The sequence below is a fragment of the Xanthomonas sp. BRIP62415 genome, from assembly GCF_003993515.1.
In the GTDB taxonomy this organism is placed as follows: Bacteria; Pseudomonadota; Gammaproteobacteria; order Xanthomonadales; family Xanthomonadaceae; genus Xanthomonas; species Xanthomonas euroxanthea.
Genome location: NZ_QEZH01000006.1, coordinates 107,790 through 132,879 on the forward strand (window position 1 = coordinate 107,790; position 25,090 = coordinate 132,879).

Below are 25,090 nucleotides of genomic sequence, written 5' to 3' on the forward strand. Positions count from 1 at the left end.
TGAGGAGGCCCACCCATGTTCACCACCCTGGTTGCTGTCGTCGTCGCACTTGCGCTGGGCCACCTGGCGCCCGCCCAGGTGGCGCGGTTGCGGCGTTTCGAATGGTTCGGCCAGTGGCTACGCCGGCTGGACAGCCATGCGGCCGGGCGCGGAGCGTGGCAGGGGCGCTATGGCGTGCTGCTGGCACTGTTACCGGCCCTGCTGGTGGTGCTGCTGCTGCAATGGCTGCTGGACGATGTGTGGCGCGGGTTCTGGGCCTTGCTGTTCGGCGTGGCGGTGCTGGCCTGGACCTGGGGGCCGCGCGATCTGGACCGCGATGTGGAAGCGGTGATCGATGCCGACGAGCCGGGCGCGCGGCGCGATGCGATCGCGCAGCTGCAGGCCGCCGGTGGCAGCGTGCACGAGGATGCGCCGTCGCTGGTGGAAGCGGTGGTGGTCAACGGGCTGCGGCGCTGGTTCGCGGTGCTGTGGTGGTTTTTGCTGCTGGGGCCGTTCGGTGCGGTGCTGTACCGGCTGACGGCGCTGGCGGTGGAAAGCCCGCTGTCGGTGCTGCTGCCGCCGCGCAACCTGGCCGGCGCGCGTTGGCTGCTGGCCGCGCTGGAATGGCCGGTGGCGCAGTTGATCACCGTGTCGATGGCGCTGGTGGGCAATTTCGACACGGTGTTCCGTGCCTGGCGTGAAGCGCATGGCAATCGGTGGTCGCTGGAGCCGCATTTTCTCGGTGCGGTGGCGCGTGCCAGCGTTAGTGCCGAACTGCGCGAAGAAGCGCACGACTACACCGATGCAGGGCTGGTGCCGGTGTGGCGCCGCCTGCCGGAAGTGCGCGATGCGATGAGTCTGGTCTGGCGCGTGCTGCTGCTGTGGATGGTGGTGCTGGCGTTGCTGGTGATCGCCGGGTGGGTGCGTTAACACCAGGCCCGATTAGAGGCAGTTAATCACCTGTGCAATCGGTGATAGAAAGCTCAAGAGCATCGCCATTGACGTCCACGAAGAGCCGGCTTCCATCTTCGAACTGGATGACGACTTCGCCAGGTCGGTGACGTCTAACAGACTTAACAATCTTTCCGACTAGTAGCTCAGTGGCGTGCTCGGATTCTTGCTCTAAGTTCACAGATTTGATCCTTGCGGTCTAACCCGGCGCCAGCAAGGTAAACGGGTACCACGGCAAGTTTCTGGCAATCCAATACATCGGCAATGCCCATAACCAGAACTTCGGCTCGGACATGACGGCCACCACGGGTGCGAACCAGCGCGCGCGCCAGCCGGCCTTCCAGGCGATCAGGCCGGGCAGGGTGCACAGGCCGAGCACGGCGGCCGGGTTCATGGCGAAGGCGCCTGGGAGATCGAAGTGCACCAGCGCATACAGCGCGCGGGTCATGCCGCAACCGGGGCAATAGCAGCCGGTCACGGCACGGAAGACGCAGGGCGGGAACGGGCTGTTGCTCGCGTTCGGATCGAAGCGATACAGCAACGACACGCCGAGAGCGGCCACGCTGGTGGCCGCCCCGAGTCCAAGCCAATGGCGTGGACGCAATTCCATTACTGCATGTGCTGCAACTGCTGCATGTAGTCCATGTAGCCCTGCATGCCGCCGGTGGCGACCACACCGATGTTGATCAGCAGGCCGATCACGGCCAGCACGCTGGTCACGATGCACCAGGTCTTGGCGGTGTTGGAGGCACGCCGTGCGCCGTCGATGTCGCCCTGGTTGAGCAGGCCGTTGACCTTGCTGGAGAACACGATCGCCACGATGCCGGTGATCAGGGCCGGGCAGCACAGGCAGAAACCGAGCACGGTGGAGACGATCGCCCAGATCAGGTGATTGGGGACCGGGCCGGGTGCGGCGCTGGACGAGGGATGGATCGGCGGTGGGATGGCACTCATGGTGAAGCTCCTTGGGTGGTAAACAACAGCGAGATGTTGCAGCGCGTGGGGAAGGCAGCGATGGGCCGCGCAGGCAGCGTCCACCGGTCACGGCGAACGCGTCTGACACGGTGATGTGGCGTACGGCAACTTCCCCCGGTCCTTCTTGTCGCGCCCGCTAGGCGAGCGCGGCGGCAATACGTGCAATGGCGCACAGGCTACTCGCGGCGCGCGATGGACGCAAAGCCCACGCCGGCCGCACTCATGGCTGATCCTGGCGCAGTGCACGGACCTGCTGCTCGAGCAGCGCGGCGGTCGCCGCGTCGCCGGGAACCGCTGGGCCGGCGGCCACTTCGATATGCGCGCGGATCCGGCGCGGCACGCGCATGCGGCCCAGGCGGGTGTCGCGGCGGCTCCACATGCTCGACCACATGCCACGCAGCGCCATCGGAATCACCGGCACCTGGCGCCGTTGCAGGATCTTTTCCACGCCCGACTTGAACGCTGCGATCTCGCCATCCCGGGTCAAGGCACCTTCGGGGAAGATGCACACCAGTTCGCCGTCGGCCAGCGCCGCGTCGATACGGTCGAAGGCCTGCTGCATCAGCGCGGCATCTTCGCGCGCGCCGGCGATCGGGATCGCCTTGGCGGTGCGGAAGATCCAGCGCATCACCGGGATGCGGAAGATCTTGTAGTACATGACAAAGCGCACCGGGCGCGGGATCACCGCCGACAGGATCAGCGCGTCCATGTAGCTGACGTGGTTGCACACCAGCAGCGCGGCGCCTTCCTCGGGTACATGGCGGTCGATCTCGCGCGCGCGCAGCCGGTACAGCACGCTCACCAGCACCCAGCTGAGAAAGCGCATCAGGAACTCGGGCACCAGGGTGAAGATCCACAGCGCCACCAGCGTATTGGCCAGCGCCAACGCCAGGAACACCTGCGGAATGCTCAGGCCCGGCAGCGGAATGCGCACGCCCAACAGCACCAGCTGCGGCAACTGCAGCGCGATGCCGATGATGGCGGCGGTGACGATGAACAGCGAATTCTGAATGTTGAGCCCGGCGATCACGCGCGAGAGTTCGGCCTTGGGCGTGCGGCTCTGGATCAACGCGAACAACGGCACCACGAACAGACCGGTGAACAGGCCGATGCCGACCAGATCCACGATCAAGCGCACGCTGCCGGCCTGCTGCACAAACTGGCCGATCGACAGATCGGTGGCGGGCGCAGCGCCCGGGCGTGCGAAATACAGGTCCAGCAGGAAGGCGCTGATGCCGAACGCGCCCAGCGGTACCAGGCCGATTTCGACGGTGCGCCCGGACAGCCGCTCGCACAGCAGCGAACCGACACCGGTGCCGATCGAAAACAGCGCCAGCGCGAACACGTACAGATCCTGCTGCCCACCAAGATTGACCTGCGCATAGGTGGGCAGCTGCGCGGTCAGCACGGTGCCGACGAACCAGAACCACGACACCCCGAGCACGGCGTTGCGTACCGCCGGCGTGCGCCGGGTCAGGCGCATGATGGCGCGCGATTCGGGGATCGGGTTCCAGTTGATCTTCAGCTCTGGCGCGCCGGCGTCGACCTTGGGCACCAGCCGCGCGACCAGGTTGCCGGTGACGGCAATGGCAATCACCGCGGTGGCTGCGGCCTCCGGGCCGTGGCTGCCGGCGATCTGGAAGATCAGCCCGCCGAAGATCATGCCGCACAGGATCGAGATCGAGGTGCCCATCTCGACCAGGCCGTTGCCGCCGGTGAGTTCCTCGGGCTTGAGCACCGAAGGCAGGATGGAATACTTCACCGGCCCGAACAGCGTGGACTGCAGGCCGGTGCAGAACAGCGCAATCAGCAGGATCACCATGTTCTCGGTGAGAAAGCCCACCGCCGCCAGCGACATGATCGCGATCTCCATCGTGGTGGTGATCACGATGAGCTTCTGCTTCTCCAGCTTCTCGGCGATCTGCCCGGCCAGCGCGGAGAACAGGAAGTACGGCAGGATGAACAGTGCCGGCGCCAGATTGGTGTACAGCGTGCGCTGCGCCGCATCGATGCCCAGGTAGAACAACAGGCCGATGATGGCCTGCCGGTAGACGTTGTCGTTGAAGGCGCCCAACGCCTGCACGGCGAAGAACGGCAAGAAGCGGCGCTGCCTGAGCAGGGCGAACTGACTGTGACCGGACATGCAGTTTCCTTTGCGAACGCGCGCAGCCTAGCAGGCTTCCACGGCGGGCTGGTGCATGCCGCTACGCGCGGCGCGGCGTGCGTGCCGATGGCGCGCGCCGCGCGGCCTGGGCGCGCAGCAGCGCCACGAAGGCGCGTGCGGCCGGGGTGGGGTCGGGCCGCCACACCGCATAGGTCAAAAAGCCGAAGCGCTCCTTCAGTGCAACCGTCACCACCCCGCGCATGGCCGCGGCCATGGTCTGCGGCACGATACCCACGCCCAGGTCGGCGGCGACCAGTTCGCGCATCAGATCGGCGTGGGTGACCTCGTATTGCTGGCGTTGCCGCAAGCCGGCCTGCGCGAAGGCCGCATCGACGATGCCGCGCACGCCGGCGCCGGCGATCAGCCCGGCCATCGGTTCGTCGTCCAGCTCGGCCAGCGCCACCCGCTTGCGCGTGGCAAAGCGATGGCCGGGCGCCACGATCAGGGCCAGGGCCTCCTCGTGCAGCAGCAGCCGCTGGTCGGGCACCGCGACCTGCGGGCCGACGCCGACCAGCGCCACGTCCAGCCGGCCTTCGCCCAGGTCGTGCAGCAGGGCCTCGCTCATGGCGGTGCGCAGGTGCACGTCCACCCGCGCATGCGCGTTGCGAAACGCGCGCAGCAGCGCCGGCAGCTGCACGGTGGTGAGCGAGGAAATCTGCCCCAGCGTGAGCTGGCCACGCACCGTGCCCAGGGCCTGGGCCATTTCCTCGTGCAGGCGCTCGGCCGCGCGCAAGGTGGCGCGGGCGTTGTGCAGGAATACCTCGCCGGCGGCGGTGGGCCGCACCTGACGGGTGCCGCGCTCGAACAGGCGTGCGCCAAGGGTCTGCTCGATCTTGGCGACCTGGTGGCTGAGCGCCGATTGCACGGTGTTGCACCGGCGCGCGGCGGCGGTGAAGCCGCCCTCCTCGGCCACGGCCACGGCAAACTCCAGTTGGCGCAGGGTCAGCATGCGATCTCAAAACGCGATGGACACGGTGAAAACAATACATTGGAAAGATGCCGCGTCGCTGCCCACACTGCGCCCACTCCTTCAGCAGGCACCTGCCATGACCGTCGAACCGATTGCCCACCCGCCATTGCCGCGCCGGCTGGTGCTGCTGATGGCCGCCGCCACCGGCTTGGCGGTGGCGAGCAACTATTACGCCCAGCCCTTGCTGGAGACGCTGGCGCAGGCGTTCGGGATCCAGGTGCGCAGTGCCGGCGCGGTGGTGACTGCCGCGCAGCTGGCCTACGCGGCGGGGCTGCTGTTGCTGGTGCCGCTGGGCGACCGGCTGGAGCGGCGCGGGCTGATCGTCGGCCTGTTCGTGCTCAGTGCGCTGGGCCTGCTGGTGAGCGCCGTCTCGCACAGCTTCGGCATGTTGCTGGCCGGCACGATCGTCACCGGTGCCAGTTCGGTGGCGGCGCAGATCCTGGTGCCATTCGCCGCGACCCTGGCCGCCCCGCACGAGCGCGGGCGGGTGATCGGCACGGTGATGAGCGGCCTGTTGCTGGGCATCCTGCTGGCGCGCACCGCGGCCGGGGTGCTGGCCGGTGTCGGTGGCTGGCATACGGTGTACTGGATCGCCTCCGGCCTGTTGCTGGTCACCGCCTGGCTGCTGTGGCGCGGGCTGCCGCGGCATCCCGGCAATGCGCAGCTGTCGTATCCGCAGCTGGTGGGCTCGGTGCTGACGCTGCTGCGCGACGATGCGGTGCTGCGCGCGCGCGCGGTGCTGGGCGGGTTGATCTTTGCCGGCTTCAGCATGTTCTGGACCACGCTGGCGTTCCTGTTGTCCGGGCCCGCCTATGGCTATGGCACGGCGGTGATCGGGCTGTTCGGCCTGATCGGTGCGGCCGGCGCGCTGGCGGCCAACCGTTCCGGTCACTGGTCCGACCACGGCCATGGCGACCGTGTCAGCTGGGGCGGGCTGGTGATGCTGCTGCTGTCATGGGGATTGCTGGCGTTTGCGCCGCAGTCGATCGCGCTGCTGATCGTCGGCGTGTTGCTGCTGGATATCGCGGTGCAAGGCGTGCATATCGCCAACCAGAGCGTGATCTACCAGCGCAATCCGAACGCACGCAATCGCATCACCTCGGCCTACATCACCTGCTACTTCATCGGTGGTGCGGTGGGTTCCACGCTGGGCACGGCGGCCTATGCGCAGGCCGGCTGGAACGGTGTGGTGATCGGTGGGGCGGTACTGGCGGTGGCAGCGCTGGGCTGGGTGGGGCTGAGCGTGGCGCGCAAGCAGTGGAAGTAGGTGCGGCTGCCGGAACGGCGCCGCGGCCACTGGATCAAGTGGCCTGCGCGCGCATCGCGGTGCGTCGGCATCGCCGCTCACATCGATGCGGCAGTGGCTGGGCGGCGCGCATGCGCACCGTGCACGCGCACCGCCGACGACGCACTAGGCCTTGCTGCTCGCCAGGCGCGGTGCGCCCTCTGCCGGCGCGGTGGTGACCGCCAGGGCCGCGGCACGCAGCTTGGGCAACAGCCGCAGGGTCAGTGCCAGCTGGTCGCGCACCAGGCGCTGCTTGGGCGGCAATTGCACGGCGTGCTGTTCCAGCGCTTCGGCGGTGGCGATTTCCTGGCTTTCGTCGTGCACCGGCAGCGGCTGGCGTTCGCGCAGGGCAGTGGCGATTTCGCCCAGCGCGCGCTGCAGGTAGTCGCCGGCCTGCGCGATGGCGGGATCGTGTTCGCCATCGAGCGCGGCGCGATGCGCGCCAAGCGCGGACAGATAGCCGAGCAGGGTGTTGGACAGCGCCAGGAAGCGGAAGCCGGCGTCCAGGTTGCGCCGATAGCGGCCCGGTTCGCGCAGCATGTTGGACAAGGCCACCGACAACGCGGCATCGGCGTTGTGCATGTCGCGCCGGGCAATGCGGTAGGGTAGGTCGTCGCGCATGCCGCTGGCGTATTGCTCCAGCACCTGGGCCAGGTAGCGCGCGCAGCTGGCCAGCACCGTGGCCATCACCTGGTTGAGGCGGCGGCCCTGCCAGTCCGGCAGGATCAGGAACGAGGCGGCCGCGGCGATCGCGCAACCGATCAGCGTATCGATCAGGCGCGGCCAGATCAGCACGAAGCCATCGCCGAGCAGGTTGAAGCAGAACAGCGCCATCACGGTGATGCCGGCGGTGGCCAGCATGTAACGATCGGTGCGGGTGATGAAGAAGACCAGGGCGGCGGCCAGTGCCAGCAGCAGTTGCACTTCGGTGCCGGGAAACAGCTGCATCAACGCCCAGGTGGCGACCAGGCCGATCAGGGTGCCGGCGATGCGCTGCACCAGCCGCAGGCGGGTGGCGCCGTAATTGGGCCGGCACACGAAGGCAGTGGTGAGCAGGATCCAGTAGCCGTTGTCGGCATGGATGGACTGCATGATGGCGTAGCCGACCACCAGCGCGATGGCCATGCGCAGGCCGTGGCGGAACAGCACCGAACCGGGCGTGAGTTGCTGCATCAGACGCGCGCCCATTTCGCGCAAGGTATGCGGCGAGGAATCGCGCAGGCGGGTGTCGAGGTTGTCGCTGGTGGAGTCGGATTGCGCCGCTTCCGACAGCTTGCGTTCGATGCTCTGCAGGTTGGTCACCAGCAATTCCAGCGCGCCGAGCAGACGTGCGAGGGCGGGGTCGGCACGCGCGTGCAGGTAGTCCAGCGACTGGCGCAGGTCTTCGGTGGCCAGGCGGCTGTTGTCGCCGTAGTCGAACGGCTGGCGCAGGCGGATCGCCTCGCCCAGGGCCGCGCAGGCCTTGCCCTGCAGCGCGAGCAGGCGCTGGCAGCGGTACAGCACGTCGCTGTGGAAGAACGCGTCGGTCAGCGCTTCGTAGGGATAGTGCGAGGAACTGGCGCGCTCGTGGAATTCCTGCGCCATGTAGTACAGGCGGAAATACAGGCCCGACTGCACGCCCGGCCGTCCCGAGCGGCCGAAGCGGCTCATGATCGCGGTCTTGGCGGCGTTGAGCGCGCCGACCACCTTGGCGTTCTGCTCGGCCAGCGCCAGCCGGCGTGCATGCAGGTCGCTCTGCCGCACCGGTTCGAACAGGTCGGCCTTGAGCCTGAGATAGCGGCCCAGCTCGAAGAACAGCCGTGACAGCCGCTCGCGCACCGGGCGGTTGGCAAACAGCAGCGTCCACAGGATCGACAGCACGCCGTACCAGGTGGCGCCGATCAGCAGCAACGCCGCGCCGTGCCAGGCGATCGACGGATCGTGGCTGCCGTGCTGGTCCATGCCGATCATGGCGTAGATCGACAAGGCCACGGTGGCCTGCGCGATCGAGGCGTAGCGCTCGCCCAGCGCGCCGAGCAGGGTCAACGAAAACGTCGCCACCGCCATGCCGGTCACGAACGCCAGCGGATACGGAAACAGCAGCACCACCGACGCGGCGGCGGCCGCGAAACACAGCAGCGACAGCAGCACCGACTTGATGCGGCCCAGCCAGTTGTCGTCGGTCTCGGCGATGGCGCTGGCGATGGCGCCCAGGAACAGCGCCGGCACCGCCGTGAGCTGCTGCCAGTGCCAGCACACGCCCATCGCCACTGCCAGCGCGATGAACACGCGCAGGCCATAGCTGGCCTTTTCATGGGCCCACAGGCGGCTCAGGCGGGTTTCGAAGGAGGGAGTGGCCACGGTCTCTGCAAGGCAAGGTGCCCGGGCATTATTGCCGCAGGCACGCGCCATCGGGGTGGAGGGCGGCTAGTTCTTTGTCAGTAGGGCAGCGTTTGTGCGGATTGGAGCCGATTGCGCGACGACGGTGGCTGCGCCGCAGCCCAGCTGCACGTGCCTGCGCGCAGCCGCGTGAGCTGCGCGTCCGGCCAACTGCACGGGCATGTATCGCGCTTGACGACCTTGCAACGTGTGGTTGCGAGTGCTCAGCCCTGTGCGTCGCGCTCGCGGGCGATCGCACGCCAGCCGATGTCGCTGCGCTGGAAGGCGTTGGCCCAGTGGATCGGCTGCAGGCCGGCATAGGCGTTGCGCTGCGCCTCCTGCACGCTGTCCCCCAGGGCGGCAACGCACAGCACGCGGCCACCGGCGCTGACGACCTCACCGTTGGCATTTAGTGCAGTGCCGGCATGGAACACCTTGGCGGTGGCCGGCACGGCGTCCAGGCCGGTGATGACTTCGCCGGTGACCGGCGCCTCCGGGTAGGGCCGGGCAGCGATGACCACGCCCAGCGACGGGCGCGGGTCCCAGTGCGCCTGCGCCTGGTCGAGCTTGCCGTCGATGGCGGCGTCGAGCAGGTCCACCAGGTCCGATTGCAGGCGCAGCATCACCGGCTGGGTCTCCGGGTCGCCGAAGCGCACGTTGAATTCGATCACCTTGGGCGCGCCGTGCGCATCGATCATCAGCCCGGCGTACAGGAACCCGGTGAACGGCACGCCGTCGGCGATCATGCCCTGCACGGTCGGCTCGACCACCTCGCGCATGACGCGTGCATGCACCTCGGGCGTGACCACCGGGGCCGGCGAATACGCGCCCATGCCGCCGGTATTGGGGCCGGTGTCGCCATCGCCGACACGCTTGTGGTCCTGGCTGGTGGCCATCGGCAAGGCGTGGGTGCCGTCGACCATCGAGATGAAGCTGGCCTCTTCGCCATCGAGGAATTCCTCGATCACCACTCGCGCGCCGGCATCGCCGAACGCATTGCCCGAGAGCATGTCGCGCACCGCGTCTTCGGCCTCGGCCAGCGTCATCGCCACGATCACGCCCTTGCCGGCAGCCAGGCCATCGGCCTTGACCACGATCGGCGCGCCTTTCTCGCGCACATAGGCCAGCGCCGCGTCGACGTCAGTGTGCACGGCGTAGTACGCGGTGGGGATGCCATGACGGGCGAGAAAATCCTTGGCGAAGGCCTTGCTGCCCTCCAGCTGCGCGGCCTTGGCAGTGGGCCCGAAGATGCGCAGGCCGGCGGCGTGAAAGCGGTCGACCACGCCCAGCACCAGCGGCACTTCCGGGCCGACCACGGTCAGCGCCACGGCTTCGCGCTGGGCCAGGGCGAGCAGGCCATCCAGGTCATCGACCTTGATCGCGACATTGCGGCATTTGGTTTCGGTCGCGGTGCCGGCATTGCCGGGTGCCACCAGCACTTCGCTCACGCGTGCGGACTGCGCGATCTTCCAGGCCAGGGCATGTTCACGGCCGCCGGAGCCGATGACGAGGATTTTCATGTAAGTGCCGGGAATGGGGAATGGGGAATAGGAAAAGCAAAGTCTCTGGTTCTGCGGGCCGTACGGTGTGGAGTGGTATCTAGGGAACCGCTCTGCCGATTCCCGATTCCCAACTCCCCATTCCCGGCACGTCAGTGCCGGAAATGCCGTACGCCGGTGAACACCATCGCGATGCCGTGTTCGTCGGCGGCGGCGATCACTTCGCCGTCGCGCATCGACCCGCCAGGCTGGATCACTGCCTGGATGCCGGCAGCGGCGGCGGCATCGATGCCGTCGCGGAACGGGAAGAACGCGTCCGACGCCATTACCGAGCCGGCCACTGTGAGCTTGGCCTCCTCGGCCTTGAGCGCGGCGATCTTGGCGCTGACCACGCGGCTCATCTGCCCGGCGCCGACACCAATCGTGCGGTTGTCCTTGGCGTAGACGATCGCGTTGGATTTGACGTACTTGGCCACGCGCCAGGCGAACAGCAGATCGCCCAGCTCGGCCTCGCTGGGCGCGCGCTGGGTGACCACGCTCAGCTCGCCCAGCGACATGCCGCGGTTGTCGGACGACTGCATCAGCAGGCCCGAGCCGATCCGCTTGGTGTCGTAGTTGTTGAGGCCGTTGCCGTGCGGGATCTTGAGCACGCGCACGTTGGCCTTCTTGGTCGCGTAGTCGAGCGCGCCGGGCTCGTAGTCCGGGGCGATCAACACCTCGACGAACTGGCGGTCCAGGATGGCTTTCGCGGTCGCCGCATCGAGGGTCTTGTTGAAGGCCAGGATGCCGCCGAAGGCGCTGGTCGGGTCGGTCGCATAGGCCAGCTCGTAGGCATCGCCGCAGGCCGCGCCCACCGCCACGCCGCAGGGATTGGCATGCTTGACGATCACGCAGGCCGGCGCATCGAACTGGCGCACGCATTCCCATGCCGCATCCGCATCGGCCAGGTTGTTGTAGCTCAGCTCCTTGCCCTGCAACTGCTGGAAAGTGGCCAGCGTGCCCGGCACCGGATACAGGTCGCGGTAGAACGCGCCGGCCTGGTGCGGGTTCTCGCCGTAGCGCAGGTCCATCACCTTGACGAAGTTGGAATTGATCTGCGCCGGGAACGGGCTGCGCGTGGGCACCGCTTCGGCGCTGTCGGCCACCGCCGACAGGTAGTTGCTGATCGCCGCGTCGTACTGCGCCACGCGGTTGAACGCGGCCACCGACAGCGCAAAGCGCTTGGCCGCCGACAGCTGGCCGTCGTTGGCATCGAGTTCGGCCAGCAATTCCGCGTACTGCGCCGGGTCGGTGGCCACCGCCACGCGGGCGAAGTTCTTCGCCGCCGAGCGCAGCATCGCCGGGCCGCCGATGTCGATGTTCTCCACCGCGTCGGCCAGCGTGCAGTCGGCCCTGGCGGTCACCGACTCGAACGGATACAGGTTCAGCACCAGCAGGTCGATCGGCACGATGCCGTGTTCGGCCATCACTGCTTCATCGACGCCGGCGCGGCCGAGCAGGCCGCCGTGCACCAGCGGGTGCAGGGTCTTGACGCGGCCGTCCATCATCTCCGGGAACCCGGTCAGCTCGGCAACGTCGGTGACCGGCAGGCCCGCCTCGCGCAGCGCCTTGGCGGTGCCGCCGGTGGACAGCAGCGCGACGTTGCGCGCTGCCAGCGCGCGGGCCAGATCGACCAGGCCGGTCTTGTCGGAAACGGAGAGCAGGGCCCGGCGCACGGGCAGGAAATCAGAGGCCATTGGTGGGGGCTATCAAGGCGGGGCAGCCGATATTGTAGGCCGCACCGGCGCTCGAATGGGCTCGACAGCCCGTGATGGCGTCGATCCATGCCCTGGCAGGACGCTCCCGGGCGCTGCTGCGGCCGATGCCGGGCACGCTGTCTCGCGGCGGCATCGGCGCCAGCCAGGTGATGCCCGCTGCGGCTGCAGCGTCGTTGCTGGTGGCCGCGCTGGCCGGTCGCGCAGGCCATGGCGGCGTGCGCGACCAGCTGGCCTCGGTCTGCGTCGCTGCCAAAGGTGGCGTTCCCTGTGATCCGCGACAGCGGGGCGCGAGTGCGTGGCGCACCTCGGTGCCCGGCTTGCAGCGATGCCGGGCACCCGATGACGCAGACGACGCGCTCCGGCCACAGGCGTGCCAGGCTTCGATCATCAGGTGATGCGTCGCAACGGGCGATACGTTCGACGCTGCGGCGCCCGTTGCATCTGCCAGGCAGACGGTCGCAACAGTGCCTGCTGCGCGCGTTGCTGACGCGTTGCCTGACGCCCGTCACCGCTGCGGGCAGTCATCCCCACGATGAAACTGCCAACCGTGCATCGCCTGCAGGCGCGAATGGATCACGCACCTTGAATACACTGCATCTCAGTTGCAGCCTCGCACGGCATTGCCACGCGACGCGGGGGGCGCTGTTTTCATGGGCGATGGCGCTTCATCTGATGCCGGCATGCGTTCGCGACGCGATGCGGTGAGTGCGCGACACGTTCCTCGATTCGGCTTGTGCACTGACGAACACAATCCGGAGCCGGTCGCAGATTGATCAAAAAAACCGGTCCCCGTGCGTGGCGCACCCGGCTGTCCTTCGGGAATGCGCACCTGTCTTCCGCTGCGGCGACAGTGGCCACGCCGGGCTGACCGACGATCTGTGCTCGCTGACCGATTCGCTCAACCGGTTCACCAGCAACGACGCTCTCGGCGAGGCGTCCCGTCGCTAATTGCTGCAACGGCTGTCGCGCAGGAGCCAGCCTTGCCGTCACTCCCCGCTGCGTCTTGCCGTCACGGCCGTCCATGACCCTGCGATTCAAGCAAGACACCGCAGCGCGCGTGCGCCTGGTGGCGCTCGTCGATGACCAACCGCCGCAGTACCGCGACTGCCCTTGCCAATGGGCGGATCCGTCTCGCCATGACGGCGGGATGACCCGCATCCCTCGATTGGCCAGGGCATGCACGCCGGTTTGCGCAGCTGCCCGGAACATCCTCATGAGAGCAAGCCTATGAATCGCGAAAAAGTCCTGGCCTTACGCACCTGCACGAACAACATGTCCGATCATTGCGGACTGATCTGGCCGCAGTCCGGTAGTGTCGAGTGCCGGCATTGGCAACCCACCATCAAGCAGGAAAACGGTTTGACCGGCCTGTTGTGGGGGCAGGGCACCAATGCGCATCTGAACATGCATGCCGATGCGCATTGGGTGGTCTGCATGGTGGATACCGCCGACATCATCTGGTTGGGCGAGGAGGGAATGATCAAGTTCCCCCGCGCCGAGGTGGTCTACGCCGGCAACCGTGCCGGCGCGATGCAGTGCATTGCCGCGGGCATTGCGCAGCACACCCCGCCCCAGCCGGAGCCGCCTGCAGTCGTTGCCGCGGACTTCATTCCCAAGGCAGCGCAGGCGCAGTTCACTGCGCCGGCCGTCGACAGCGGCGCGCCTTCCACCGCGCCACGTCCAGCAGCGGCCAGTGGCATCGACCCACAGGCCGCACAGCCTTCGAATGCGATCTTGCGCACCCGCGAAATCGCCACCTATGGCAGCACGCTCACGGGCGCCGATCAGAGCCAGCTGATCGCCGGCTATGGAAGTACCGAGACTGCCGGTGACGGCAGCGAGTTGATCGCAGGCTACGGCAGCACCGGCGTGGCCGGATCCGACAGCACCATCGTTGCCGGCTACGGCAGTTCCCAGACCGCCGGCGGGGGCAGCACGCTGACGGCCGGCTATGGCAGCACCCAGACCGCGCGGCATGGCAGCGACCTGACCGCCGGTTACGGCAGCACGGAAACCGCAGGGGCAGACAGCTCGCTGATCGCAGGCTATGGCAGTACGCAAACCTCCGGCGGCGACAGCTCGTTGACGGCCGGTTACGGCAGCACCCAGACCGCGCAGAACGGCAGCGACCTCACTGCAGGCTACGGCAGCACCAGCACGGCGGGCACCGACAGCTCGCTGATCGCCGGCTACGGCAGCACCCAGACCTCCGGCGGGGAAAGCTCGCTGACCGCCGGCTACGGCAGCACGCAGACAGCGCAGGACGGCAGTGACCTCACTGCCGGCTATGGCAGCACCGGTACCGCCGGTGCCGACAGCTCGCTGATTGCCGGTTATGGCAGTACACAGACCTCGGGCAACGCCAGCTCGCTGACCGCCGGCTACGGCAGCACGCAAACTGCCCGCACCGGCAGCGACCTCACGGCCGGTTACGGCAGCACCTCCACGGCCGGCGCGGACAGCACCTTGATCGCAGGGTACGGCAGCACGCAAACCTCCGGCGGCGACAGCTCGCTCACTGCCGGCTACGGCAGTACCCAGACCGCGCGCAAGGGCAGCGACCTGACTGCCGGCTATGGCAGCACCGCAACCGCCGGTGCAGACAGCACCTTGATCGCAGGCTATGGCAGCACCCAGACCTCGGGCGGGGACAGTTCGCTCACTGCCGGCTATGGCAGCACTCAGACCGCGCGCAAGGGCAGCGACCTGACCACCGGTTACGGCAGTACTTCCACCGCGGGCGCGGACAGCACCTTGATCGCCGGGTATGGCAGCACGCAAACGTCAGGTGGGGAAAGTTCGCTCACTGCCGGCTACGGCAGTACGCAGACCGCACGCAGCGGCAGCGACCTCACCACCGGCTACGGCAGCACCTCCACCGCCGGTGCCGACAGCACGCTGATTGCAGGCTATGGCAGCACGCAAACGTCCGGCGGCGACAGTTCACTCACTGCCGGCTATGGCAGCACGCAGACCGCACGCAAAGGCAGCGACCTCACCACCGGCTACGGCAGCACATCCACCGCCGGTGCCGACAGCACGCTGATTGCAGGCTACGGCAGCACGCAAACGTCCGGCGGCGACAGTTCACTCACTGCCGGCTACGGCAGTACGCAGACCGCACGCAGCGGCAGCGACCTGACCACCGGCTATGGCAGCACCTCCACCGCCGGTGGCGACAGCACGCTGATTGCAGGCTATGGCAGCACGCAAACGTCCGGCGGCGACAGTTCACTCACTGCCGGATATGGCAGCACGCAGACCGCACGCAGCGGCAGCGACCTGACCACCGGCTACGGCAGTACCTCCACCGCCGGTGCCGACAGCACGCTGATTGCAGGCTACGGCAGCACGCAGACGTCGGGCGGCGACAGTTCGCTGACCGCAGGGTATGGCAGCACGCAGACCGCACGCAGCGGCAGCGACCTGACCACCGGCTATGGCAGCACCTCCACCGCCGGTGCCGACAGCACCTTGATCGCCGGGTATGGCAGCACGCAGACGTCAGGCGGCGACAGTTCACTCACTGCCGGCTATGGCAGCACGCAGACCGCGCGCAAAGGCAGCGACCTGACCACCGGCTACGGCAGCACGTCCACCGCCGGTGCCGACAGCACCTTGATCGCCGGGTATGGCAGCACGCAGACGTCAGGCGGCGACAGTTCACTCACTGCCGGCTATGGCAGCACGCAGACCGCGCGCAAAGGCAGCGACCTGACCACCGGCTACGGCAGCACGTCCACCGCCGGTGCCGACAGCACGCTGATCGCCGGCTATGGCAGCACGCAGACCGCCGGCTTCAAAAGCATCCTGACCACCGGTTACGGCAGCACCCAGACCGCGCAAGAGGGCAGCATGCTCACTGCCGGCTATGGCAGTTCTTCCACCGCCGGCTCGGACAGCTCGCTGATTGCCGGCTACGGCAGCACGCAGACCGCCGGTTTCAAGAGCATCCTCACCGCCGGCTACGGCAGCACGCAAACCGCGCAGGAGCGCAGCTCGCTCACCACCGGTTACGGCAGCACATCGACGGCAGGGCATGACAGTACGCTGATTGCCGGCTATGGCAGTACGCAGACCGCCGGTTACAAGAGCATTCTCACCACTGGCTATGGCAGTACCCAGACCGCGCAGGAAAGCAGTTCGCTGATTGCCGGCTACGGCAGTTCCTCCATGGCCGGCCCGGACAGCTCGCTGATCGCCGGCTATGGCAGCACCCAGACCGCCGGTTACGACAGCTTCCTGACGGCCGGTTACGGCAGTACCCAGACCGCGCAGAGCAGCAGCTGGTTGATCACCGGTTACGGAAGCACGTCCACCGCCAGCTTCCAGAGCTCGTTGATTGCCGGCTATGGCAGCACCCAGACGGCCGGCTACGAAAGTACCTTGACCGCCGGCTACGGCAGCACCCAGACCGCGCAGGAAATCAGCTGGCTCACCACCGGCTACGGCAGCACGCAAACCGCCGGCCATGGCAGCATCCTGACCGCCGGTTACGGCAGCAATTCCACGGCAGGTTACGAAAGTACCCTGATCGCGGGCTACGGCAGCACCCAGACCGCGGGTTACGAAAGCACCCTGACCGCCGGTTATGGCAGCACGCTGACCGCGCTGGAAAACAGCTCGCTCACCGCCGGCTACGGCAGTACCGAAATCGCCGGGTTCTCCAGCACGCTGATCGCCGGTTACGGCAGCAGCCAGACCGCCGGTGGCGACAGTACCCTGACCGCCGGCTACGGCAGCACGTTGATCGCGCAGGACAACAGCTCGTTGACCGCGGGCTACGGCAGCACCGAGACCGCCGGGCAGGACAGCTCGTTGATTGCCGGCTATGGCAGCAGCTTGACCAGCGGCGTGCGCAGCTATCTGACGGCCGGCTACGGCAGCAACCAGATCGCCAGCTATGGCAGCTCGTTGATCGCAGGGCACGAAAGCACCCAGATTGCCGGCCATCGCAGCATGCTGATCGCCGGCAAGCTGAGCTCGCAGACGGCCGGTTCGCGCAGCACGCTGATCGCCGGCATGGGCAGCGTGCAGACGGCGGGCGACCGCAGCAAGCTGATCGCTGGCGCCGACAGTACCCAGATCGCCGGCGACCGCAGCAAGTTGCTGGCCGGCAGCAACAGCTTCCTCACCGCCGGGGACCGCAGCAGGCTCACCGCAGGCGACGACTGCACGCTGATGGCGGGCGACCGCAGCAAGTTGACCGCCGGAAAGAACAGCATCCTGACGGCCGGCGCCAACAGCAGATTGATCGGCAGCCTGGGCTCCACCCTGACCGGTGGCGAAGACTCGGTGCTGATCTTCCGCTGCTGGGACGGCAAGCGCTATACCAACATCATCGCCAAGACCGGAGAAGAGGGCGTCGAGGCCGACACCGCCTACCAGGTGGACGAAGACAAGAACGTGGTCGAGAAGTTCGACGATCCGTTCGACACCATCGCCACCATCGTGCTGGAACAGGGTAGCGGGCCGGCGTCCGCAGGCGACCATGCAGCGGTGACGCACTTGCCGAACTGAGCAATCCCCTCGACCAGGCGATCGGCGTTGCCGATCCAGCACTGCGGCCAACCGCCGAAGACGCGGCGGTTGGCCCAGTCAGATGAAGAGGGCGCGCCATGCGCGGCACGCTGGGCGCGACGGAAGTCCTGCGCCAAGGCGTGGGATCAAGAGCGAACACTTTGGGCAGCCCGACCCGACATCAACACGCTGCGCATTCCGCAACACGCAACGAGATCGTCCATCGGCCGCGTCATCACCAAGCGTGCCAGCGCAGCGCACTGCCAGCCCGCAGCACACCCCAACGCTCTAACGATTCCCCAATCCCATTCCCGATTCCCGATTCCCGTCCTACGTCAACCCGTACTCTTTGAGCTTCTTGCGCAGCGTGGCACGGTGAATGCCCAGCATCGCCGCCGCGCGGCTCTGGTTGCCTTCGCAGTGGTTGAGCACTTCCACGAACAACGGGATCTCCATCTCGCGCAACACGATTTCGTACACATCGTCGGCGTCGCTGCCGTCCAGGTCACGCAGGTAACGGCGGACGGACTGGGCCACGTGTTCGCGCAGCGGCGACTTCGGGGCGCCACGACCGGGGTCAGGGCGAGAGGGGGCTGCGTTCAAAGGAGGGTTCCCAGTGTCACGAAGCCGGGACGCGTGGCCGGCGAGGGGGAGTGAGTCTAGCGCGTGACCTCACCGCTCGCCACGCCCGTGTGGCCATCGGCGCAGGTCGCGTCCGCTCAGCGGAAGTCGAAACTGAAGGCGGCGGTGCTCGCGGCCGGCTCGCGTACGGCAAACGCCACCTGCACCGCCTGGCCCGGCGCGAGCGTGTCCTGCGCGGCCGGCGGCTGGCCCAGATATTCCTGCGGCGCCAGCACGCGCGTGCCGATCACCCGCCCGTCGGCGTCGGACAACGACAGCTGCAGCCACGGCCAGGCCTGCGCCCAGCGCGCCTCGTTGCGGAAGCTGGCCTGGACCTGCAGCACGCCCGGCACCCCGGGCAGCGGGCGCACATCGCGATGGAGCAAGGTCAGCGCGGCCGGCTCGCGCCAGGCCGGCAGCGTGCAGCGCGCCACCGCACAGGCCGCGCTGGCCAGCGGACGCCAGCGCGCATCGGCGGCCAGCTGCGCGCGGTCGGCGATGACGATCTGCAGCGCCAGCAGGCCAACCAGCCCGACCAGCAAGGCCCACTGGCGGCCGCTGGCGCGCAGCCGTGGCCGGGCCAGCCCGCGGCGTGCGAAGGCGGGCGCGGCCTGGGCTGCGAGGGGCTGGAACCGGTCAGGTGCCGCTGCGCCGGCAGGGCCTGCGGCGCTGTCGCCTGGCTCGGCGCCCGTATCTGGATCGGCACCGGACGCTGGCTCGGCGTCCGGCACGGATGCAACGCCGGACGCAGCGGAGTGCGCGCGCTGCTGGTCTGCGCCGGCAATGCCGCCGGCCGCCACGCCAACTGGATGTGCGGCAGTCTGCTGTGCAGCGGGAGTGCCGGCGATCGCGGTGCGGGTGTCGCTGGCGCCGGCCGCTGAGCCTTCGGCAGGATCGCCGGGCAGCGGGCGCGCAGTTGCCGTGGTCCAGGCCGGCCGGTCCGGCGCGGTGGCATCCGCTGCGGCCTGGCCGGCACCGCTGCCTGGCAGGGGGATGTCCACCGGCGCAGGCTCGCTGCGCGGCGCGGTCACCAGCGGCTCGAAGGGCGGCGACGCGCTCGGTGCCACCGGTGCGGCCACCGGCTCGGTTGACGGCGCCAGTTCGCTGGCCGGCACCGGCGGCGCGGGCAGCGGCGGTTCGGCAGCAGGCACCACCGGGGTCGGCAGCAGCGATGGAGCCGCCGGCGTCGCACGCAGGAACGTGGCCAGGGGGCGGCGCGGTGGCGGAGTCTCGGACATCGGCAGGCGTGCAGCGGGAAGGGCTCTATTCAACCACGCGCACGCCAGCGGGCGAACCCGGGTGCGTCATGCGTGCGTGCGACACGCACCACAGGCACCGATACCGCTTTTATCGACTGCGGGCATGCAGCCATCCGGTGCCAACCGTCGCGCCGCTGTTGCCGCCCTGTCTCGGCCAAGGCCTGCATTCCAGCAAAGCCCGCATTCCAGCCGACGTGCAAACGAAGTTGCCGGCGCCACGTCATCCGAATCCGCTCGGGTCAGCTGCCAACTCGGAGCGCGCCCACGCAGTTGCGGCCAAAGGCGGCATTCCAGCCAGCAAACAGGCGGAAGTCCTGGCACCGCATCATCCACATCCGGCTGGGCGCCCAGTCAGCTCGGAGCTTGCCGTGCGAATGACACCCCGAGCAGTCTGCCCCCGATTCCCGATTCCCGATTCCCGATTCCCGATTCCCGAATCCCGAATCCCGAATCCCGAATCCCGACTCAACGCCTGCGCCGCGTCTTGCCCTCGGCCAGCAGCAGATCGAGCAGGCCGCTGCGCTGGCGCGGGGCCAGCGTGTCGAAGCGGTTCAGCAGCACGCGTTGCTGGTCGTCCAGGTGGCGGTACTGCGCCGGCTCTTCGGCGATCGCCGGCACCGGCGGGCCGAAGGTCCGCTCGCCGCGGCCGGTGGCCAGGTATTCGAAGGCCATGCCGCTGCGCCTGGCCAGGCCGATCAGGTTTTCCACCGAGGGCGCGGTGCCTTCGGCCATCTCCCACTGCGCCACCGCGCTGCGGGTCACGCCCAGTTCGCCGGCCAGCGCTTCCTGGGTCAGCTTGGTCAGCGCGCGGGCTTCGCGGACGCGTTCGTACAACTTGCTCACACGGCACCGTGAGTGGGAACGGGCCGGGAGATATAGCCCTAGCAGCAAACAGGGATAGTTCGTATAACTTTCATATGCCGATATGTTTGCGATACTGTCGTCACGTCAATGATGACGGGATCACAGCGAACTCAAGGAGGATGTCCATGGTCGAGCCAGCCGCTCCCGACACCGCCCGCCCCAGCATGCCGGCAACGCCGCCAGCCAGGCCGCCAGCCGCTCCGCCAACTGCCGCATGGCCGGCACATTCGCCACTGGATCCGGCGATCAATCACTTTCGTGGCGCACCGTGCTACCAGGTCTGGCGGCGCCATGACGCGTGGACCGCCGTCGCCGACGGCACGCAGTGGTCGGCCGGGCTGGCGCCACGGTGGTGGGCGCTGCGCCAGCGGCACTGGCGGCTGCTGGCGACGGGGATGGGCTTGTTGGCGCTGGCCGGCGGCGTGGCGAGCCTGGGCCTGCAGGCGTGGTCGCTCCCGGCCTGGGCGGCATTGCTGCTGGCCGAGCTGGTCTTGCGTGTCCGTGTGGCCCGGCAGGCCGGGCCGTGGCGCAGCGCGGCGCTGCAGCGCGCCGGCTGGCAAGCGGTGACCCGGCTGCGCGCCATAAGCGTGGCCGATGCAGTGACCACCGCGCAGATCCGCGCCGGCCGGCCGCCGCGCTGACGCGAGGCGGCGTCAGTGGCGGCGCACGCCGTCGATGCGCATCCAGTCTTCGTCGCGTTCGCAGCGCAGTTGCTCGAACCAGGGCGCGTAGCGTTGCAGCAGCTCCTCTTCCTGGCCGTGCAGGATGCCCGACAAGGCGATCCGCCCGCCCGGCGCCACGCGTGCGGACAAGGTGTCGGCCAGCGCATCCAGTGCCGACGCCAGGATGTTGGCAACCACCACCGGATAGGTCTGCACCGGCTCGTCCTGCGGCAGGTACACCGCCAGCTGCGCCTGCAGGGCGTTGCGCTCGGCATTGTCGGCGGTGGCCAGCAGCGCCTGCGGGTCGTTGTCCACGCCCACCGCGCTGGCGGCGCCCAGCTTCAACGCGGCGACGGCGAGAATGCCCGAGCCGCAGCCGAAATCCAGCACGCTGCGGCCCTGCAGCTCGCCACTGCCGGCCAGGCTGTCCAGCCAGCGCAGGCACAGCGCGGTGGTCTGATGCGTGCCCGAGCCGAACGCCAGGCCCGGATCCAGGCGGATCACCGCCGCGTCGGGCGCTTGCGCGGCCTCGGGCAGCGCGTGATTCCACGGCACGATGAAGGTGCGCGCGCCGAACTGCATCGGCTTGAACTGATCCATCCAGGCGCGTTCCCAGTCGCTGTCGTCGACCGTGCGGAACGCGACCTGGCTCCAGTCCAGCCCGGGATCGAACGCCTCCAGCGCGGCGAGCAGCACCAGCGCATCGCTGTCGCCGTCGAACAGCGCATTCAGCACCATCGTGTTCCACAGCGGCGTTTCGCCGACGCCGGGTTCGAGAATGGCGCGCTCGTTGCTGGTGTCGGCATTGGCGTCGAGCAGCGTCACCGCCAGCGCGCCGATATCGTCCAGCGCATTCTGGTAACGGGGCTGGGTGGCATCGGAGCAGGGCAGGGTCAGTTCAAGAAACGGCATCGTGGCGGTCGGGCGATTCGAAAGCGTGCATCGTAGACCATTCGTGCGGGCCGACCCTTGTGCAACGGTGCCTGGGTGCCTGGATGCGTCGAGCGCACGATCACGCCGACGCCGGACGCCGGACGCCGCCGCCCCGGCGCTGCAATCTGCGGCCGCAGCGCAGTGCCGCCGGCAGCTGCCGGCGGCTGAGGCGAACGCGCCGGCAACCAAACTGCCGCTGCGCGCCACTTACACCACACACGCGCAGATCTGCCTCCTCATGCACTCCCTCCTTCGCAACCCGCACCGGCAGCGTCCGCTTGCGCGCCAGCGCGTGCGAATGCGGGTGCTAGACTCCGCGCCGTCGCTGCGGGGCTTTCCGCAGCAGGGTCGCCGCCGTCCATGCCGTTTGCTCGTTCCCGCCATCTGTGGCTGTTGCTGGCTCCCGTCGCGCTCGCGGCGGCGTGGTGGCATGTGCGCGCGCAACCGGACGATCTGCCCGCCGCGGCGCCGTCAGCGGCGGCAGTCACTGCCCGCGCAGGCGCGCTTGTATCGACGGCGCACGCGCCTGCCGAACGCGGCACTGCCCTGCAGCTGCCCTACCGCGATGCGGTGGACGCGCAGCCGGACCTGTACCGCTATGCACAGCAATTGCAGCAGCAGGTGCGCGCCGGTGATGCGCAGGCGGGGTGGCGCCTGAGCCGTGTCTACGATTACTGCGCCCCGTATGCGTCCAGCCCGGCCGGCTATGCCGCCGACAGCGCATGGATCGCCGCCCAACACATGCCGGGGGTGGTGGCGATGCACGCCGCGCGCACGCGCGTGGCGCAACGCTGCGCCGGCTTTGCGCCCAGCGATGGCCTGAGCCCACGGCTGGTGGCGCAGCAACGCCAGGCAGCCGCGCGTGCGGGCAGCCTGGCGGCCGAGGCGGCATTGCTGGCGCTGGGCGAGCCGCTGCAGCGCGCGCCCAGCTACAGGCGCGCGCTGGTGCAGCGCGTGCTGGCCTCGCGTGATCCGGAGGCCTACCTGGCGCTGGCGCCGGCGATGGGCGCGCGCGCCAGTGGCGATGACAGCCTGGCCGGCTATGTGGCCGGCGATCAGTTCGCCGAGCTGGCCTGGCAGGTGGCCGCCTGCCGGCTGGGGCTGGACTGCAGCGCAGACAGCACCCTGGTCACCAGTTATTGCGCCAACGCGGGCATCTGCTCGCGCGACAGCGCACAGGATTTCGTGTCGTTCGTATTCGATGCCGCGGTGCCGCGGCAGGGAGCAGACAGAGTGGATGTGATGGTCGATGCCTTGGTCTCCGAGCCGGGAGCGCAGTCATGAATTACCGTCGCCTGGCGCACGGCGCCAAGTTCTGGTTCTGGGTCGCGTTGTTCGTGGCGTATTCGGCCGCGGCCGTGGGCATCGTGATGATCGACACCGCCGATCACCGCTACCAGCCGCTGTCGGTCAAGTCGACCACGGTCACCGCCGACGAGCAGCAGCGACGGCATGGCGCCAGCCAGGTGGCCGCGGTGTACCGCGCCAGCAGCGCGATGCCGTTTTCGACCTTGCCGGCCGGCTCCACGTTCCAGGTGGTATGGCCGGATGGTTCCACCGAAACCATGACCGTGGTCGACCCGGCCTCCTCCAGCGGCATCGTGCCGGTGCCGGGCAGCCAGCAGCCGGCGCCGCGGCGCTGAGCGATGCAGCGCATCGCGCTCCGATGCGGGTGCGATGCGCATCCGCGCGGACGACCGAAGATCTGCGCAGCGATCCGGTCGCATCCCGGATCCCGTAGGAGCGCACCTGGGCGCGACGAGGTTCCACTGATAAGGCGCGGTCGCGCCCGGGTGCGCTCCTACGCATAGGTCGGCTGGCCTGCGTGAGGCACTGCCGGCGCGATGCACCGGACAACAACGCAACAAGCCCGGTTTCCCGGGCTTGTTGCGCGGTGCACTGGCCAGTGCGATCAGACCAGCGCGATCGACTTGTTCTTGCGCTCGGCCAGGCGCTTTTCCAGGTAGTGGATGTTCTGCCCACCGGCCTGGAAGCCCTTGTCGCGCATGATGCGCTGCTGCAGCGGGATGTTGGTCTTGATGCCGTCCACCACCATCTCGCTCAGCGCCACGCGCATGCGCGCGATCGCGGTCTCGCGATCGGGGCCGTGCACGATCAGCTTGCCGATCATCGAATCGTAGTTCGGCGGCACCTTGTAGCCGGCATAGATGTGCGTATCCACCCGCACGCCGGGGCCGCCGGGCGGATGGAAGGCGGTGATCAGGCCCGGATTGGGCATGAAGGTTTCCGGGTCCTCGGCGTTGATGCGGCACTCGATCGCATGCCCGCGCAGCACGATGTCGCTCTGCTTGATGGTCAGCTTGCGGCCGGCGGCGATGCGTAGCTGCTCGCAGACCAGGTCGATGCCGGTGATGCGCTCGGTGACCGGATGCTCCACCTGGATGCGCGTGTTCATTTCGATGAAGTAGAAGCGCCCGTTTTCGAACAGGAACTCGAAGGTGCCGGCGCCGCGGTAGCCGATGCGGATGCAGGCATCCACGCAGACCTTGCCGATCTCGTTGCGCAGCTCTTCGGTGATGCCCGGCGCCGGCGCTTCTTCCACCACCTTCTGGTGGCGGCGCTGCATCGAGCAATCGCGTTCGCCCAGATGGATCGCACCACCCTGGCCGTCGGCCAGCACCTGGATCTCCACGTGACGCGGATTCTCCAGGAACTTCTCCATGTAGACTTGGTCGTTGCTGAAAGCGGCCTTGGCTTCGGACTTGGTGGTTTCGATGGCGGCCTTCAGCGCCGCCTCCGAATGCACCACGCGCATGCCGCGTCCACCGCCGCCGCCGGCGGCCTTGATGATCACCGGGTAGCCGATTTCGCGCGCCACCTTGGTGTTGGCGACGATGTCATCGCCCAGCGGGCCGCCCGAACCGGGCACGCACGGCACGCCGGCGGCCTTCATCGCGCGGATCGCCTCGACCTTGTCGCCCATCAGGCGGATGGTGTCGGCCCTGGGGCCGATGAAGATGAAGCCCGATTCCTCCACGCGCTCGGCAAAGTCGGCGTTTTCCGACAAAAAGCCGTAGCCGGGATGGATGGCCTGCGCATCTGTCACCTCGGCCGCGGCGATCAACGCCGGGATGTTGAGGTAACTGTCGCTGGAGGCGGCCGGGCCGATACACACCGACTCGTCGGCCATGGCCACGTGCTTGAGGTTGCGGTCGACCGTGGAATGCACCGCGACCGTGCGGATGCCGAGCGTGTGGCACGCGCGCAGGATGCGCAGCGCGATTTCACCTCGGTTGGCGATGACGACTTTATCGAGCATGGGAATAGGGAGT

Annotated in this window: 18 protein-coding genes and 2 pseudogenes; 7 read left to right on the plus strand and 13 right to left on the minus strand. The window is 68.3% G+C overall.

Annotated features, from left to right (window positions below):
* The first annotated feature begins 15 nt into the window (after positions 1-15).
* A complete protein-coding gene (locus EO141_RS00780) occupies positions 16-909 on the plus strand; it encodes a cobalamin biosynthesis protein (RefSeq protein WP_127168272.1) in 894 nt (297 codons plus the stop codon).
* 220 nt (positions 910-1,129) lie between these two features.
* Here EO141_RS00780 and EO141_RS00790 read toward each other — a convergent pair whose 3' ends face one another.
* The 4 genes from EO141_RS00790 to EO141_RS00805 form a co-directional block, all read right to left on the minus strand.
* Positions 1,130-1,540, minus strand: coding sequence for a DUF2752 domain-containing protein (locus EO141_RS00790; protein ID WP_126944613.1), 411 nt, complete (start codon positions 1,538-1,540; stop codon positions 1,130-1,132).
* Positions 1,540-1,884, minus strand: coding sequence for a CD225/dispanin family protein (locus tag EO141_RS00795; protein ID WP_104583533.1), 345 nt, complete (start codon positions 1,882-1,884; stop codon positions 1,540-1,542). Before EO141_RS00795 ends, EO141_RS00790 begins: the two co-directional genes overlap by 1 nt.
* A 241-nt stretch (positions 1,885-2,125) precedes the next feature.
* The gene (locus EO141_RS00800; protein WP_127168273.1) at positions 2,126-4,048 is read right to left on the minus strand and encodes an MFS transporter; all 1,923 of its coding nucleotides are present in this window, start codon (positions 4,046-4,048) and stop codon (positions 2,126-2,128) included.
* Positions 4,049-4,109: 61 nt separating this feature from the next.
* The gene (locus EO141_RS00805; protein ID WP_119129448.1) at positions 4,110-5,018 is read right to left on the minus strand and encodes a LysR family transcriptional regulator; all 909 of its coding nucleotides are present in this window, start codon (positions 5,016-5,018) and stop codon (positions 4,110-4,112) included.
* A 97-nt stretch (positions 5,019-5,115) separates the two neighbouring features.
* On the opposite strand from EO141_RS00805, the gene EO141_RS00810 reads away from it, so the two are divergent.
* Positions 5,116-6,306, plus strand: coding sequence for an MFS transporter (locus tag EO141_RS00810; RefSeq protein ID WP_104649175.1), 1,191 nt, complete (start codon positions 5,116-5,118; stop codon positions 6,304-6,306).
* Between the two features lie 144 nt (positions 6,307-6,450).
* Here EO141_RS00810 and yccS read toward each other — a convergent pair whose 3' ends face one another.
* The 4 genes and pseudogenes from yccS to purH form a co-directional block, all read right to left on the minus strand.
* Positions 6,451-8,664: a YccS family putative transporter gene (gene yccS, locus EO141_RS00815; protein WP_127168274.1), complete on the minus strand. Its 2,214-nt coding sequence runs from the start codon at positions 8,662-8,664 to the stop codon at positions 6,451-6,453.
* Positions 8,665-8,692: 28 nt separating this feature from the next.
* A pseudogene (locus EO141_RS21590) lies at positions 8,693-8,900 on the minus strand (hypothetical protein); the annotation flags it as partial.
* A 6-nt stretch (positions 8,901-8,906) separates the two neighbouring features.
* Positions 8,907-10,202 (minus strand): phosphoribosylamine--glycine ligase, encoded by a 1,296-nt coding sequence (gene purD, locus EO141_RS00820; RefSeq protein WP_127168275.1) that lies wholly within the window; start codon positions 10,200-10,202, stop codon positions 8,907-8,909.
* Between the two features lie 131 nt (positions 10,203-10,333).
* Positions 10,334-11,917, minus strand: coding sequence for a bifunctional phosphoribosylaminoimidazolecarboxamide formyltransferase/IMP cyclohydrolase (gene purH / locus EO141_RS00825; protein ID WP_127168276.1), 1,584 nt, complete (start codon positions 11,915-11,917; stop codon positions 10,334-10,336).
* Positions 11,918-11,991: 74 nt separating this feature from the next.
* Between purH and EO141_RS21595 the strand changes: the two are divergent.
* Together EO141_RS21595 and EO141_RS00835 are read left to right on the plus strand one after the other, a co-directional pair.
* Positions 11,992-12,129 (plus strand): annotated as a pseudogene (locus EO141_RS21595) (CDP-alcohol phosphatidyltransferase family protein); the annotation flags it as partial.
* A gap of 1,036 nt (positions 12,130-13,165) precedes the next feature.
* Positions 13,166-17,458 (plus strand): Ice nucleation protein, encoded by a 4,293-nt coding sequence (locus EO141_RS00835; RefSeq protein ID WP_127168278.1) that lies wholly within the window; start codon positions 13,166-13,168, stop codon positions 17,456-17,458.
* Positions 17,459-17,788: 330 nt separating this feature from the next.
* Here EO141_RS00835 and fis read toward each other — a convergent pair whose 3' ends face one another.
* The 3 genes from fis to EO141_RS00850 all read right to left on the minus strand — a co-directional run bounded on the left by fis (position 17,789) and on the right by EO141_RS00850 (position 20,181).
* Positions 17,789-18,061 (minus strand): DNA-binding transcriptional regulator Fis, encoded by a 273-nt coding sequence (gene fis / locus EO141_RS00840; protein WP_104583541.1) that lies wholly within the window; start codon positions 18,059-18,061, stop codon positions 17,789-17,791.
* A 116-nt stretch (positions 18,062-18,177) separates the two neighbouring features.
* On the minus strand, positions 18,178-19,317 hold the full coding sequence (locus EO141_RS00845; RefSeq protein WP_127168279.1) for a DUF3426 domain-containing protein: 1,140 nt from the start codon (positions 19,315-19,317) through the stop codon (positions 18,178-18,180).
* 486 nt (positions 19,318-19,803) lie between these two features.
* Entirely contained in the window at positions 19,804-20,181 is a 378-nt protein-coding gene (locus tag EO141_RS00850) for a helix-turn-helix transcriptional regulator (protein ID WP_104583543.1), read from the minus strand.
* Positions 20,182-20,366: 185 nt separating this feature from the next.
* Between EO141_RS00850 and EO141_RS00855 the strand changes: the two genes are divergently transcribed.
* Entirely contained in the window at positions 20,367-20,843 is a 477-nt protein-coding gene (locus EO141_RS00855) for a hypothetical protein (protein WP_241236609.1), read from the plus strand.
* A gap of 12 nt (positions 20,844-20,855) precedes the next feature.
* Here EO141_RS00855 and prmA read toward each other — a convergent pair whose 3' ends face one another.
* A complete protein-coding gene (gene prmA, locus EO141_RS00860; RefSeq protein WP_039509979.1) occupies positions 20,856-21,776 on the minus strand; it encodes a 50S ribosomal protein L11 methyltransferase in 921 nt (306 codons plus the stop codon).
* A gap of 381 nt (positions 21,777-22,157) precedes the next feature.
* Here prmA and EO141_RS00865 point away from each other — a divergent pair, with 381 nt between their 5' ends.
* Together EO141_RS00865 and EO141_RS00870 are read left to right on the plus strand one after the other, a co-directional pair.
* Positions 22,158-23,081 carry a hypothetical protein gene (locus EO141_RS00865; RefSeq protein WP_127168281.1) on the plus strand — a complete coding sequence of 308 codons (924 nt, stop codon included), beginning with the start codon at positions 22,158-22,160 and terminating at the stop codon, positions 23,079-23,081.
* Positions 23,078-23,440: a hypothetical protein gene (locus tag EO141_RS00870; protein ID WP_104534522.1), complete on the plus strand. Its 363-nt coding sequence runs from the start codon at positions 23,078-23,080 to the stop codon at positions 23,438-23,440. The genes EO141_RS00865 and EO141_RS00870 overlap by 4 nt, the downstream gene beginning before the upstream one ends.
* 269 nt (positions 23,441-23,709) lie before the next feature.
* Here EO141_RS00870 and accC read toward each other — a convergent pair whose 3' ends face one another.
* Positions 23,710-25,077 carry an acetyl-CoA carboxylase biotin carboxylase subunit gene (gene accC / locus EO141_RS00875; RefSeq protein WP_127168282.1) on the minus strand — a complete coding sequence of 456 codons (1,368 nt, stop codon included), beginning with the start codon at positions 25,075-25,077 and terminating at the stop codon, positions 23,710-23,712.
* Positions 25,078-25,090: the final 13 nt, after the last annotated feature.